The organism is Altericroceibacterium xinjiangense, assembly GCF_003958635.1.
GTDB lineage: Bacteria > Pseudomonadota > Alphaproteobacteria > Sphingomonadales > Sphingomonadaceae > Altericroceibacterium_A > Altericroceibacterium_A xinjiangense.
This window is the reverse complement of record NZ_RSEK01000004.1, coordinates 176,568-189,760: the sequence shown is the minus strand read 5'-3', so window position 1 is coordinate 189,760 and position 13,193 is coordinate 176,568. Positions and strand designations below refer to the sequence as shown.

The 13,193-nt window shown below is 63.9% G+C and carries 12 protein-coding genes; 6 read left to right on the top strand and 6 right to left on the bottom strand.

The window, feature by feature from the left end; translation table 11 throughout:
• Nucleotides 1–49 precede the first annotated feature (49 nt).
• The 4 genes from ELY13_RS06465 to ELY13_RS06450 form a co-directional block, all read right to left on the bottom strand.
• Nucleotides 50–1,048, bottom strand: a complete 999-nt coding sequence (locus tag ELY13_RS06465; RefSeq protein ID WP_126173069.1) for a manganese catalase family protein — start codon at nucleotides 1,046–1,048, stop codon at nucleotides 50–52.
• A gap of 150 nt (nucleotides 1,049–1,198) precedes the next feature.
• Nucleotides 1,199–1,975, bottom strand: coding sequence for a ZIP family metal transporter (locus tag ELY13_RS06460; protein WP_126173068.1), 777 nt, complete (start codon nucleotides 1,973–1,975; stop codon nucleotides 1,199–1,201).
• 86 nt (nucleotides 1,976–2,061) lie between these two features.
• On the bottom strand, nucleotides 2,062–2,619 hold the full coding sequence (locus tag ELY13_RS06455) for a 3'-5' exonuclease (protein WP_126173067.1): 558 nt from the start codon (nucleotides 2,617–2,619) through the stop codon (nucleotides 2,062–2,064).
• A 17-nt stretch (nucleotides 2,620–2,636) separates the two neighbouring features.
• Nucleotides 2,637–3,647, bottom strand: coding sequence for an SDR family oxidoreductase (locus ELY13_RS06450; RefSeq protein WP_126173066.1), 1,011 nt, complete (start codon nucleotides 3,645–3,647; stop codon nucleotides 2,637–2,639).
• Between the two features lie 418 nt (nucleotides 3,648–4,065).
• Here ELY13_RS06450 and ELY13_RS06445 point away from each other — a divergent pair, with 418 nt between their 5' ends.
• A complete protein-coding gene (locus tag ELY13_RS06445; protein WP_126173065.1) occupies nucleotides 4,066–7,320 on the top strand; it encodes an EAL domain-containing protein in 3,255 nt (1,084 codons plus the stop codon).
• A gap of 16 nt (nucleotides 7,321–7,336) precedes the next feature.
• Nucleotides 7,337–7,756, top strand: coding sequence for a PilZ domain-containing protein (locus ELY13_RS06440; RefSeq protein ID WP_126173064.1), 420 nt, complete (start codon nucleotides 7,337–7,339; stop codon nucleotides 7,754–7,756).
• Between the two features lie 99 nt (nucleotides 7,757–7,855).
• Here the strand turns inward: ELY13_RS06440 and ELY13_RS06435 are convergent, their stop codons facing one another.
• Nucleotides 7,856–8,293, bottom strand: a complete 438-nt coding sequence (locus ELY13_RS06435; protein ID WP_164549718.1) for an EF-hand domain-containing protein — start codon at nucleotides 8,291–8,293, stop codon at nucleotides 7,856–7,858.
• A gap of 22 nt (nucleotides 8,294–8,315) precedes the next feature.
• Nucleotides 8,316–8,549 carry a hypothetical protein gene (locus ELY13_RS06430; protein ID WP_126173062.1) on the bottom strand — a complete coding sequence of 78 codons (234 nt, stop codon included), beginning with the start codon at nucleotides 8,547–8,549 and terminating at the stop codon, nucleotides 8,316–8,318.
• Between the two features lie 175 nt (nucleotides 8,550–8,724).
• Here ELY13_RS06430 and ELY13_RS06425 point away from each other — a divergent pair, with 175 nt between their 5' ends.
• The 4 genes from ELY13_RS06425 (at nucleotide 8,725) to ELY13_RS06410 (ending at nucleotide 13,184) form a co-directional block, all read left to right on the top strand.
• Complete coding sequence (locus ELY13_RS06425; RefSeq protein WP_126173061.1) at nucleotides 8,725–9,312, top strand: hypothetical protein; 588 nt, start codon at nucleotides 8,725–8,727, stop codon at nucleotides 9,310–9,312.
• Nucleotides 9,313–9,537: 225 nt separating this feature from the next.
• Nucleotides 9,538–9,930: an EF-hand domain-containing protein gene (locus ELY13_RS06420; protein WP_126173060.1), complete on the top strand. Its 393-nt coding sequence runs from the start codon at nucleotides 9,538–9,540 to the stop codon at nucleotides 9,928–9,930.
• Nucleotides 9,931–10,164: 234 nt separating this feature from the next.
• Complete coding sequence (locus ELY13_RS06415) at nucleotides 10,165–11,193, top strand: helix-turn-helix domain-containing protein (RefSeq protein WP_126173059.1); 1,029 nt, start codon at nucleotides 10,165–10,167, stop codon at nucleotides 11,191–11,193.
• Between the two features lie 242 nt (nucleotides 11,194–11,435).
• Nucleotides 11,436–13,184, top strand: a complete 1,749-nt coding sequence (locus ELY13_RS06410) for a hypothetical protein (RefSeq protein WP_164549717.1) — start codon at nucleotides 11,436–11,438, stop codon at nucleotides 13,182–13,184.
• Nucleotides 13,185–13,193: the final 9 nt, after the last annotated feature.

Genomic DNA, 13,193 nt, shown 5'->3' with positions numbered 1-13,193 from the left:
AAGGCCCGCGGGACGAATGTCCCGCGGGCCTTTTTCTGCCGAACGGAGATTACGATCCGGTCGGGTTGGGTCCGGCCTTCTGCTGCGCCTTGCCCGGATGGGGCAGCTCCGTCTGCGGATAGCTTGACCACTGGTTGGTCCCGGTGCCGATCTTGGCGAGCGCTTCTTCCTTGCGCGTCTTGCCGAGTTCCTTGCCGGCCTTCTGCGCCTGCTCCATCGTGGTGCTGGTGCCGACCACCGGCTTGTTGATTTCGCCGGAGGTCTCGACGACATGGGCATGCGGGGTCTGGATGTATTCCCAGTGCTCGCCAGCCGGCCACGGGCCCTGGCCTTCGTTCCACGGACCGCGGGCATCGGCGCCGTCGGACATGTTGTAATAGGCATGGCTGTAACGCGGATCGGCCTGAAGCGCGCCCGGCGGGAAGTTCTGCGGGATCGTTTCGAGCGCCGCGGCGAACATCTGGAAGTGGGCGACTTCGCGCGTCATCAGGAAGCCGAGCGTTTCCTTCACGTAAGGATCGTCGGTGAACTGGATCAGGTTTTCATACACGATCTTGGCGCGCGATTCCGCGGCGATGTCGGACCGCAGGTCAACGGTGAGATCCCCGTTGGCGTTGACGTAGGCGCTGGTCCAGGGAACCCCGTTCACGTCGGTCAGGCGCGGACCGCCCCGGCTTTCCGTAAGGAATGACGGGTTGGTCATCGCCATGTGGATCATTTCTTCCTTCTCGGTGCCGCCACGCAGCAGGTCCATCCAGTTCTTGGCCTCGCCCGCTTCCTTCATTTCGGCATTCACGCCGTCGAGCAGCATGGTGATGGTCGCGCCGACGATTTCGAGGTGGCTCAGCTCCTCGGTCGCGATGTCCATCAGCATGTCGTACTTTTCCGGGTGCGTCTGGCGCGCGGCGAAAGCCTGCGTGAAGTATTGCATCGCCGCCTTGAGCTCTCCGTTCGGTCCGCCGAACTGATCGAGCAGCATGCTGGCGAAACGCGGATCGGGTTCCGAGACCCTGGCGTTGAATTGCAATTCCTTGGCGTGCATGAACATACGTATTTCTCCGGATTTCTTTTAAGTAACCACCGGAGAACGAAGGGCATCTGGTTATCTTTCCACAGTTCGTCTCGTTTTTGCACCACAAAGGCCGAACGCTCGTCCATCGGTGTCACAAAGGGGCAATTCGCTTGTCAGGCTGCGGACTTATCCCAGCCCGATGTCGAGCAGCAGCATCAGGACGATCCCGCCCATGGTTGACCAGATCGCAAGCCCGGCATCTCCCTTGTCGCGGTGAACCGCCGGGATAAGTTCGGAGGCGCAGATGTAGAGCATCGCGCCCGCCGCCCATCCCATTCCCGCCGGCAGCAAGCCTTCGACCGCCGAGACGAGCGTGACGCCGACCAGGGCTCCGACCGGTTCGGCCAGGCCGGTTGCTCCGCCAATCAGCACCGCTGTCCACCGCCTGGTGCCGACCGTCAGCAGGGACGCCGCCACCGCGAGGCCTTCGGGCAGGTTCTGGATCCCGATCCCGATCGTGGTGCCAAGGCCGATCTTCAGGTCGCCGGAGCCGAAGCTGACCCCAACCGCCGCGCCTTCGGGAAAGTTGTGGGCGGTCATCGCCAGCAGCAGCAGCCAGACCCGCCGGCGGCGTTCGGCCGAGGCGGTTCCGTTGCCAATAGCCGGGGCAGCGACAGGGTCCCACCGGCGCAGCAAGTCCAGCGTCGCTGCACCCGCCACTACCGCCAGCGCGACGATGAAGGCGGCGAAACCCGAACCGTGCCCATTTGCCTGTGCGATGTCCGCGGCCGGGACGATCAGCGACAGATACGACGCGGAGATCATGACCCCCGCGGCAAAGCCGAGCATCGCGTTGCTGTAGCGTTCGGACGCGGGATTGGCGAACAACACCGGCAAGGCACCAATGAAAGTCGCGAGCGCGGTCGCCATCCCCCCAAGGGTGCCCAAGGCGATCACGTTCATTCAACAGCTCCCCTGCACCCGCTGCCGGATAAGCGCAGGTGAAGCCCAAGCGTTCCGGCCCGGGCGAGCGGACAGGCTTTTTGCCGTCAGCCGATCGCTGTCACCATGGATCGTGCCGCGCCCCGTATCTTCAGCCAGCGCCGGCGTTCGTGCTCCGCATCGGCCAGCGCACGGTGTGCGGGCGGGCCGTCGTCCGCCGCCGCCGCCGCTTGCCGGGCAATCAGATCCTCCACCACCGGACCGAGTTGGGCGCCCGCCATGGAAGGGACCAGGATCGCGCTGGCGGTTTCGCGCAGCACTTCATCCGTGTCGCGCAGCCGCAGAGCCCGGCGGGGAAGACCGGCCGCGCGCAGCAGCGCGCTCAGCCACTTGCCGTCCCATGACGGCGCGCTGGCGCACAAGTCGTGCCCGGTCAGTGCTTCGACCATCCGCTGCGCCACCGTGTCGTGCGCAGTGCCGTTCTCCAGCAGGTCCGCCCGCGAGATGCCGTGGATCGCCTCCGCCTGCGGATCCCATTCGGTCCACTCCGGCGCGGGTCGGATCAGGTAGGCTTCGCTGCGTCCGTCCTCGAACACCCAGCCCACTTCCACGGGATAGCTGTCATCGGACAAGGATGAGGCTTCGAAATCGAGAAACGCGATCATGAGGACGGGACCTGCATCTATTCGCCATCCCTGCGCCGGTTCAGCAGCAGGGCCCCGGCCAGCGCGCCGCCGGCCACAACCTTCGCCGCGCCCGGGTGCGTCTCCATCCACGTGTAGAGGCTGAACCTCCGCCCGCCGCGCGGCAAGCCGCCGCTGCGGCGGCTGTCGCCGCTGGGCGCCTGGAGATTGCCTTCGCTGCCGCCGGGATCCGGCTGCTCGGTCCGCGATGCCGGGATGCCGAACCGGGACAGCGCCTGGTCCATCAATCCGGGCGCCAGATGCTGGTTGGCCACCATCATCCGCGCCGCGCCGCCCGCATACATGTCCCGTACCGGGTGCTGGGCGGCATAGAGGACGCAGTCGGCCACCACGGCCGGATCGTAATAAGGCGGCGGCCCCTTGGGCTTCACGTCCATCGTGTTGCGCGAGTTGGGGAACAGGGGCGTGTCGATCGTGGCCGGCTTCACGCTGGTGACCGAAACCGGCCAGCCTTCGGCCATGATTTCCCTCCGCAGCGCGTCCATCGCTCCCTCGACTGCGTGCTTCGATGCCGCATAGGCGCTGTGCAGCGGGAGGGAGACCATGCTTTCGACCGAGGAAATCGCGATCAGTGCCCCGCCCTGGCGACGCAGCAGCGGCAACGCGGCGAGCGTGCCGTGGATCTGCCCCATGTAATTCACGTCCATCACACGCCGGAATTCGTCCGGCTTCGTGTCCCAGAACCTGGCATAGACCGCGACCGCGGCGTCGTTGACCCATGTATCGACGCGCCCGAAACGCTCTTCCGCCAGCCTCGCGACTGCTTCGACTTGGGCGAAGTCGGCTACATCGCACACCGCGTGCGCGGCCTGACCGCCCGCGCGCTCGATTTCCGCGACAAGCGAACGCAAGGCGTCTTCGTCCCGGGCCGCGACTAGGACGCTCGCCCCCGCCTCGCCGAAGCGCAGCGCGGTTTCCCGCCCGATGCCGCTCGCGGCGCCAATGACGACAACGACTTGTTCGGCTAGCGGCTTCAGTTTGACGGCCATGGCTACTTCCTTCAGGCGGACTTAGGGGATGGGCGGATCTGCCCCTCAACCGAGGCCGTCGTGGCTTCGTTCCTGATGCTTCGTTCCTGAAACGGAAATCCCGATACCGCGTGGCCAAAGCGCGCCGGATCGGCCGCCCGCGCGCTGCGGGAACCGGGACGTGCTCGGGTTCTGCAGACGGGTTCAGGACCTTGGTTGAAGATCAGCCCGCTGGCGGGCTGCCGGAAGCCGAGGCGCGCATGGCCGGTTCGCCAGAATAACAGACAGTTGAGTAGTCTCCCGGAGAGGCAGCGCCTTTCCGGGAGACTATAAGGAATGTGCGTTGGGGCTTTTTCATCCGGTGTCCTCCAACGGCCGATCGGCACGAAGCGTTCGCTGATCCGGTGGTCTGGCAAATCGGCAGGAAGGACGAGAAAGCGTGGCGTCTCAGGCCTATCAGATACCCGATCAGGAAGCAGAGATCGAGGCTCTGCGTGCCGAGCTGACCTTGTACCGCAAAGCGCTGGACCAGATGCACCAAGGCTTGTGCATGTTCGACCCCGACGGGCGCATAGTGGTGGTCAATTGCCGCTATGCCGAGGTTCTCGGCCTGGATCCGGACGAGGTGCGCCCCGGCATGACCGGGCGCGAGTTGCTTGAACGGAGTGTCGCCGCCGGACGCCACCCCGGCAAGACCGTCTCCGAGGTTGAAGAAGAGCTCTGGACTCAATTGGGCGTAGGCGGCCGCCTCCTGTTCTCGAACGGGGGCGAGACCCACCAGCTGCGCCATACCCTCACGCCCGATCGTTACCTGATCGCGACGAGCGAGGACGTATCCACGCAAGTCGCAGCGGAGACGGCGCTTCAGGAAAGCGAAGAGCACTACCGCCTTACCGTCGAGCTGAATCCGCAGATTCCCTGGACGACCAATCCTGACGGAATACCGCAAACAGTTTCTCCCCGGCTGGTTCGCCTGACCGGCATTCCCATGGAAGTTCTCGCGTCCAACCGCTGGTCCGAACTGGTCCACCCGGAGGACCGGGCATCGCTGGGGGAGATCTGGTCCGCTTGCATGCGCAGCGGTGAGCCTCTGGAGAGCCGCGCGCGTTTTCGGATGCGGGACCGTTCCTGGCGCTGGTTCCGGACACGCGCCGCACCCAAGTGGAGTGAAACCGGGGAAATCGTTCGCTGGTATGGATTGTGCGAAGACGTACACGAGCAAGTGCAGCTGGAGGAGCGGCTTCGTCAGGGCGAGACGCAGTTCCGCGCCATCATCGACGCGATCCCGAACTGCGTGAAGATTTTCGATGCCGATGGGCAACTGGTTCACATAAACCCCTGCGGTCTTGAGCTTTTGCAGGCGCCGAGCATCGCGAGCGTATCGACGCCGGGGTACGAGGCGATCGTGTCCGAATACATGCCGCTTTGCCGGGAGACGCATGCGCGCGTTCTGGCCGGTGAGGCGGTTACCTGGAGTTTCAAGCTGGTGGGGCTGAAAGGCCGCCAGCGCCACGTGGAAGCCCAGTCAGTGCCCTTCCGCATGGCCGATGGATCGAAAGCCCATCTCTGCATCTCGCGGGACGTGACGGAAAAGAAGGAGGCTGAAGAGGCCTTGCGGCGAAGCGAAGAACGCCTTCGCCTGCTGTACGAGACGACCGGCCTGGCCGATTTCGAGACAAGGCCGGACGGCATCTCGACCTGTTCCGAACTGTTCTTCCGGCAAGTCGGCCTGCCCGTCGACAAGAAGACGATGACTGCCGAGGAATCCCTCCAGCTGGTCCACCCGCTGGATCAGAAGCGGATCAAGGCCGAAGTCCTGCAAGGCCTCAAGGAAACCGACGGATACGAGTGCGAGTTTCGCATGATCCGCGCGGACACCGGGGAGACGCGCTGGATCGCCAGCCGGACCAAGGTGGTGCGCGATGAAAACGGCGAGATGATCCGCGCGATCGGCGCCCACCTCGACATCACCGATCGCAAGCGGGCCGAGGAAGCCCTGCGCGAGAGCGAAGAACGCTTCCGCCTGGCTGCAGAAGCGGCAGGGCTGGGGATCTGGGACTACGATGCCGCCACTCAAAGCCGGAACTGGTCGGGAAGGCTAAGGGAGATCCTGGGGATTTCCGACACTGTCCGGCCTTCCCGGGCAGCTGCGCTGGAGCGTGTTCATCAGGACGACCGGGACGTTTTCACCCAGCTCCTTCAAAAGACGCTCGAAAGCCGGAAGGCGATGAAGCTTGAATCCTCGGTCCGGATCAGCCGCGCCAGCGACGGGGCGGAACGCTGGGTAACCATGAACGGGTGGAAGACACGGGACGCGGGAAGGGACATGGGGAGGATCATCGTGACCTTCCGCGATGTCACCGATGAAAAGACCGCCGAGGAGCGGATTCGCTGGATCGCATCCCACGACGCCCTGACCGGGCTGGCGAACCGCCGCCTGTTGCAGGACAAGCTGGACGAGGCGATACGGCACGCCGCCGATGCGGGCGAATGCCTGGGGCTTTTGCTGCTCGACCTCGACCATTTCAAGAAGATCAACGATACGCACGGCCACGATGCTGGCGACGAACTGCTCAAGATGCTGGCCTGCCGCCTGCAGAGCACGGTACGCGAAGGCGATACCGTCGCCCGACTGGGAGGCGATGAGTTTGCGCTGATCCTGCCCGGAGTCGGCAGCGAAGAGAACCTCTCCCGGCTATCCAGGTCGATCCTCGACCGCTTGCAGGAACCCTTCGTCTGCAAGGGGCATGTCCTGCACTGCCGCGCCAGCGTTGGCGCAACCGTTTTCCCCAAGTTCGGGGCCGACGCGGAAACGCTGCTGAAGAGTGCGGACATAGCGCTCTATGCTGCGAAATCGAATGGGCGGGCCACTTCGGCGCTGTTTGCGCCGCAGATGGAGACAGCCATCCTGCAGCGCGGGGCCATGCTCCAGCTGGCGCGCGACGCCTTGCGGGACAACCGGGTAGTTCCCTATTACCAGCCGAAGCTTGGCCTTCTCAACAGGTCGATCGTGGGTTTCGAGGCCCTGCTTCGGTGGCGTACTCCCTATGGCGAACTCAATTATCCCGCTTCCATCGAAGCCGCGTTCGAGGATGCCGACCTTGCCGCCGCGATCAGCGACCGGATCATCGAGCGCACGATTTCCGACATGCGCAGCTGGCTGGATCAGGGTATCGAGTTCCATCACGTCGCGGTAAATGCTTCTGCCGCGGAGTTTCGGAACGACAAATTCGCCGAACGCGTGCTCGACCGGTTGGCCAAGGCGGATATTCCGCCGCATCATTTCCAGCTCGAAGTCACGGAATCCGTGTTCCTGGGTCCGGGGGCGGAGTACGTTCACCGCTCTCTCGCGCAGTTGGGGAACGCGGGCGTCCGCGTGGCGCTCGACGATTTCGGAACCGGTTATGCCTCGCTCGCCCACCTGAAGAAATTCCCGGTGGACACCATCAAGATCGACCGCAGCTTCGTGCAGGGGATCGAAAGCGATACCGACAACGATGCCATCATTCGGGCCGTCATCCATCTTGGGCGCAGCCTGGGGATCAAGGTTGTAGCCGAGGGGATCGAAACCGACGCCCAGGCCGCTTGCCTGCTGAAAGCCAGCTGTGATTTCGGCCAGGGTTTCCTGTTCTCCAAGGCCGAGCCGGCAAATCGGGTACCGGAGCTCGTCCGCCGGTTCACTCAACTCAGCTAGGAAAGGGCAGAAGGCCATGACGGCAACTCTGGCTCGGGCTCATGAGCGATATGCCATGCGGCAAGTTGTCCGGATCAAGGGATCCGGCGGGCGCACCGCCGAAGGGCTCATGATCGATCTGTCTTCGGGAGGATGTCAGATCAGCAATCTCGGGGGCGCGGCTTATGCCGCCGATGAGGCCGTGACCGTGGAGATCGGCAAGCTGAAGGTGACCGGCCGCGTGCGCTGGGGAAATGGCAGGATTTCAGGGGTGCAATTCGACAGCCCCATTCCCGCCGAGCAGCTGGACCCACGGGCGCTGGAGCTTCGCCGCTTGCTGGATCAAGCCCTGAAGAGCGCAGAGGAACTGGATCTGAACCTGTGTGCGATCCATCTGGACCAGGCCCTGGCCGCCGTCCTCTCCGACCTCGGCCTTTTAGCGCAGGACACCTTCTAGCCGGAACGCTGCCGCCCGGATCAGGGCCGCCAGTCCTGTTGCGCGGTTGGGTGCGGTTCCCCTCTTGCCGCTGCTTGCGGCGGAGGAACGATCAGCCGCCTACTGGGCGTAGTAGCTGAATTCCCCGAACTCCAGCTTTCCGCTGCTGTCGGTGTCCCACTCGGTCCATTCTTCCTGGTCGAAAAGCTCAGCTGCCTGAAGAATGCCGTCGCCGTCATCGTCGAAAGCCGCGAACGCTGCCTGAGGATTGGTCCACCCGACCCTCGTCCAGCCGCTCGCGAACTCCTCCGGCCCCAGCCCCGGATTATCATCCGTATTCCAGGCATGCCCGGCGAGGGAGCCGACGCTGCCATATTCGGTCTGGCTAAGCTGCCCGTCCGCGTCGACATCCCAGCGCGAAAGCTCGTCCTGGTTGTCGGCGACGGAGTAGTCGACCTCGCTCTGCTCCACTCCCTCGACCGCCACGACTTGCGGCTCGCTCTCGCACGCTGCCAGCATGGCGCAGGCGACGATGCTGATCACAACAGGCTTCTTCATAACCGGCTCGCTTCTTTCTGAATTACTGTTCCGCCAGAGGGGTTTCGTCCCCCACGGCTGGCTGCGTTTCCACCTCTGTCGCACCCACGACCGCATCGACGGTCTCATGAGATTCGAAGCCCTGTTGCTCTTCCACCTCGCGGGAATCCGGACCGCCAAGGATCGAAAACAGGAACATTGCCACAGCCGCCACGGCAAGCAGGCCGAGGAGCCATACGCCCGGTCCCTTTTTTGAGCCTTCTCTTCCCCTGGACATCATTCGAACTCCTGCTGCTACCGTTGATGAACAGGTGGCGCCCGGCTCAGTTCCATTCCGTGCACCAACTGGTGCCACCGGAGACGGCAGGGGTACGCGCTGGAACCTCCACGTCGGGCGCCAGTTGCAATGTAGAGGATGCTGTCCCGCAGGCAGATCGAGCAGGAGGAAAATGATGGCCGTGGATCGCAAGAGCCAGCCCAAGTGGCTGTGGATTCTTCTGCTGATCGTGGTGTTCGCCCTCCCGTTGATCTGGTGGATGAGCGACACCGACGGGGACCCGGATCTTACCGACGCGGAAGTCGTCGGGGCGAATACGCCGGGCGCGGATCCTGTCACCGCCCCTGAACCGGTCGCGGCCGAAGCGACCGTCACCATTGCCGACATCCTCGGATCTCCTGCCGATCACATCGGGCATGACGGGGTCGTTTTGACCGGGGTAACAGTGCCTGAGGTGCCGACCGACCGCGGCTTCTGGATCGAGGATCAGGGGCAGCGTCTCTTCGCAGTGGTGATCGACAATCCCCGGGAAGCCCCGGTGGATATCGACCCGGGCCAGCGGCTCGCGATTACGGAAGGGATGATCCGGGATGCGACGTTCATCCCGCAGATTCCGGGCGAGGATCTCGACCCCGACACGCGCCGCATCCTCGATGAGCAGGATGTCTTCCTGGTCGTGGATGAAGCGAACATCGAGAATCTCTCCCGCAACGACGAACCGCTCGTCGCAGCATCCCGGCGAGCGCTTTCGCACGCAGCGTAATTCGTATGGCCTGGAGGCCATCCGTATAATTTAGCTGGTGTGAGGTTCGCAGAAGCCAAAACTTGCATCCCGATAGTCGTCGCACCTTAGGGCCTGATCCCGGGAACCGCTCCCGCTGGCGTGCGCTGAACTGACAGGCAGATCTGAAGGGCCGGTGCAAGAAGGGTTTTCGTATTCAAGATCACGGCCAGAGCGGATTTTGCTTCAATAGCGAAGGAGCAGGATATGAAAACGATACTTATTGCCGCCATGGCTTCGGCTGGTTTGCTGGCCGGGTGCGCGACCGACGCCGGTATGGTGGACCGCAACCTGATTTCCGGAACCAACGCCGGCCTGTTCGACACCGATCGTGACGGATTGTTCGAGCGCGCCGAATACGACGCTTTCCGCACCAACAACTTCGGAACGTGGGACGCAAACCGCGATAACAGGATTGACCGGAATGAATTCACGACCGGCTGGCGAAATGTGGGCTGGGACGATGACGCTTCCGCGTTCGGCGCATTCGATGACGATGCCGACGGCTTCCTTGGCATGAACGAGTTTTTCGGTGACGATGAATTCGGCGTGTGGGACGAAAGCCGGGACGGCGTTCTGGATGGCGATGAGTGGTTCTGAACCGCAAAGCCGCTGTCGCACTTGCGGCGGCGGCACCATCCTTGAAGTGGCCCCTGGGGATGCGGTCGAAAGCACCGGACAGGGTTGTAACAGGCTCCCTTGGCAAGCCGCTGTCAGCCACACCCCTGAAGCACCGAAAGGTGCCGCATGCGCCAGCCCCGGATCATGCGATCCGTCCATGAAAGCGCTCCCTGCGACGCTCTTTTCAGAACGGCCCGGTGCCCTTGATGCTGCGTGTCGGACACTGACCAGGCGCCCGAGCAGCGAGCAATTGCTGCGCAGCATTGCTGGGGCAGCAGCGTGAAGAACACGATGCGCCCGAACGCCGAACGCGGAACGACGGACACGATTGAAGATCGCATCGCCTCGATCGGCGTTTCTCTTGAAGCGTTCGCGATCTGCGAGATTCAGGACGGCTACAGTCTGGATTGTCCGCCCGTCAGCAATGTCGTCGTTCACTTCGTGCTTCAGGGGGAAGGCTCAATAGAATGGGCAGGCGGCAAGCTTGACCTTGGCCCGGGCGCTATCGTCCTCGTCCCGGCGAATATCCCGAAGCGTATCAGCGGGCAGCCTCCCATCACCCGCGTGATCCCTGCCGACAGAAGCTGCCCGCTCTTGCCGGGCCTGGTGAAGTTCCGCGCCTGCGACAGCCCGGGTGACCTTATTCTTGGATGCGGGTCCTTGCGCATTGCTCCCGCCGGTGGCCGCAACCTTTTCGATCACCTTCTCGGGCCGCTGGTGGAGCGTTGTTCCGACGAGGCTTTGCCACTCCTGTTGCAGGTGGTCCTGGCAGAGCTGTCGTCTCCCTCCGTTGGCAGCAAAAGCATCATCGAGGGTGTCATGCGCCAGATTCTGGTCTGCCTTGCAAGAAGCCGCACCGCCGAGGAACACCTGTTGCCATTCTGGTCAGCCCTTGTGACACCCGAGCTTTGCCGTTCGCTGGAAGCAATGTACCGCGAGCCGCAAAAGAACCACAGCCTCGACGATCTCGCCAAGCTTGCGGGAATGAGCCGCTCCCGGTTCACTCACCGCTTTGCTGCGGCGATCGGCCAAAGCCCGATGCAGTTCCTGCAGGCCGTACGACTTCACAACGCGATCCGCCTGCTTGAAGGTACCCGCCAACCGATAAAGGCGATAGCGCAGGCGGTCGGCTACGCCAGTCGAAGCCATTTCTCCCGCGCTTTCCGCAAGGCGTATGGAGCAGACCCGACAGCTTTCCGCCACAGCAAACGCAGCGAATCCAGTCCGGAAGCGGAAGCTTAGGACAGTCGGACAAGCATCGTTTGCGACAGCGGTCGAGCGGTGAGCCATACCCGCACCTGTTCGGGCCGATTGAGCACCCCTTCCCCGTGCCCGACGTTAGCATTTGTCAGTTCTTCCCATGTCGTCAGAGCCGCTGGACGCTCCGACGATGCGACAGTCACCCGAGGTGGAGCCACAAGGCATCCGCCCGGGATCATGGGAAGGAATGCACCGTGAAGCGCCATTTGATTCGAGCTACCCTCTTGTCCGCGACAACCCTCGGGTTTGTCGCAGCAGCTTCGCCCGCCTCCGCCGACAGCACGCCGGAATGCAACACGGCGGCTAGGGCTGAAACACTGGAATGCGGCGTCGGCGCCACGGCAACCGCCGAAGGTGCCACTGCGGTAGGCAGCGACGCAGGAGCCCTCGCTGCACAAACGAGCGTCCTGGGCAACGATGCCGCTGCCCTGGGAGACGGCGGGATCGCTGTCGGCGGAAACACCAGTGGCGGCACTTACGGTGCACTCGCCACGGATGACGCAGGGATCGCCATTGGAGACGATACGGAAGCCCGGCAAGAGGGCGCGCTCGCGCTTGGCGGGGATGCCGATGACGACGGAGACGGAGCCGTTGCCAACGGCGTCGATGCTGTCGCCATAGGTGCGGATTCCTTCGCGCAAGGCAACTCGACAACGGCAGTGGGCGGGGAGAGCACGGCTTCGAACCTCGCCGCCACGGCTTTCGGCTGGCAAGCCAGCGCAACCGGAGAGCGCGCGCACGCCCTTGGCCATCTCGCGACTGCTTCCGCCTTCAGTTCAACGGCTGTCGGCGAAAAGGCCGGTGCCCTTGGTTCCGGAAGCGTCGCGGTCGGCGGTGACACCAGCGGCGGGTCTTACGGCGCGCTTGCTGCCGCTGACGACGCAGTTGCCGTGGGCGCCGATACCGAAGCGCGCGGGATCGGCTCCATCGCAGTCGGCGGCGACGTTGACGGAAACGGCGACGGAGCGGTTGCCATGGGGCAGTATGCGATCGCCACCGGCGCCGATTCCATGGCCAATGGGGAAAATACGACCGCGGTCGGCGGGCTGAGCATGGCGACGGCCCCCGCCGCGACGGCCTTCGGCTACAACGCCCGCGGGTTCGGGGACAGCTCCGTGGCCATCGGTGAACAAGCGGCCGCACAAGGTGTCGGCGGCATCGCGATTGGCGGCGACACCAGCAATGGAGCGTTCGGCGCGCTCGCGACCGATAACGCCGGGATCGCCCTTGGCGCGGATACCGAGGCACGCGGCGTCGGTGCGATTGCACTGGGCAGCGATGCCAACGGGAACGGCGATGGTGCGGTGGCGAACGGCGTAACCGCCATGGCACTGGGCGCAGATGCCATGGCGATGGCCGATTCGACCACCGCTGTCGGTGCGCGCTCCTTTGCAGGCGGAGCGAATTCCACGGCGATCGGAGCGAGCGCGAACACCCAGACGTTCGTGAACTCGACCGCCCTCGGGGCCAACGCAACAGCAACCCGCGACAACCAGGTTGTGCTGGGAAGCACCGGGACAAGTGTAACCGTCGGAGACATCGTCGGAAGCACGGCTGCCCAGCAAGGCGAACTTGCCGTCGTCACGGTCGACAACAGCGGCACGCTTGGCCGGAATACGAGCTTGATGGGCACCATGGCGTCGCAAGGAACCGCGATTGCCAGCCTTCAGTCGGATCGGACCATCATGCAGGGGCAGATCGGAGAACTGTTCGATCTTGCCGATGTGAACCGCCGCTCCATCCGCAAAGCAAATGAGGGTGTCGCCCTTGCGCTGGCAATGGACACGCCGTTCATTCCGGCCGGAGCCAATTTCGCGATGTCCGGCGGTGTCGGCTACTATGACGAACGCGCGGCTGTCTCTGCAGCGTTCGCCGGAAGGGTCGGCGCGATGTCTTCGGTCTCTGCCGGTGTGGGCGTCGGTTTCGACAGCGGTGAAATCGGCGCGCGAGCAGGCTTCCAGACCGCATGGTGAGCAGACGTT

What these genes read in the sequence shown, in the direction of transcription:
- ELY13_RS06465 (WP_126173069.1), bottom strand. Translation starts at nt 1,048, where the DNA reads ATGTTCATGCACGCCAAGGAATTGCAATTCAACGCCAGGGTCTCGGAA.
- ELY13_RS06460 (WP_126173068.1), bottom strand. Translation starts at nt 1,975, where the DNA reads ATGAACGTGATCGCCTTGGGCACCCTTGGGGGGATGGCGACCGCGCTC.
- ELY13_RS06455 (WP_126173067.1), bottom strand. Translation starts at nt 2,619, where the DNA reads ATGATCGCGTTTCTCGATTTCGAAGCCTCATCCTTGTCCGATGACAGC.
- ELY13_RS06450 (WP_126173066.1), bottom strand. Translation starts at nt 3,647, where the DNA reads ATGGCCGTCAAACTGAAGCCGCTAGCCGAACAAGTCGTTGTCGTCATT.
- ELY13_RS06440 (WP_126173064.1), top strand. Translation starts at nt 7,337, where the DNA reads ATGACGGCAACTCTGGCTCGGGCTCATGAGCGATATGCCATGCGGCAA.
- ELY13_RS06435 (WP_164549718.1), bottom strand. Translation starts at nt 8,293, where the DNA reads ATGAAGAAGCCTGTTGTGATCAGCATCGTCGCCTGCGCCATGCTGGCA.
- ELY13_RS06430 (WP_126173062.1), bottom strand. Translation starts at nt 8,549, where the DNA reads ATGTCCAGGGGAAGAGAAGGCTCAAAAAAGGGACCGGGCGTATGGCTC.
- ELY13_RS06425 (WP_126173061.1), top strand. Translation starts at nt 8,725, where the DNA reads ATGGCCGTGGATCGCAAGAGCCAGCCCAAGTGGCTGTGGATTCTTCTG.
- ELY13_RS06420 (WP_126173060.1), top strand. Translation starts at nt 9,538, where the DNA reads ATGAAAACGATACTTATTGCCGCCATGGCTTCGGCTGGTTTGCTGGCC.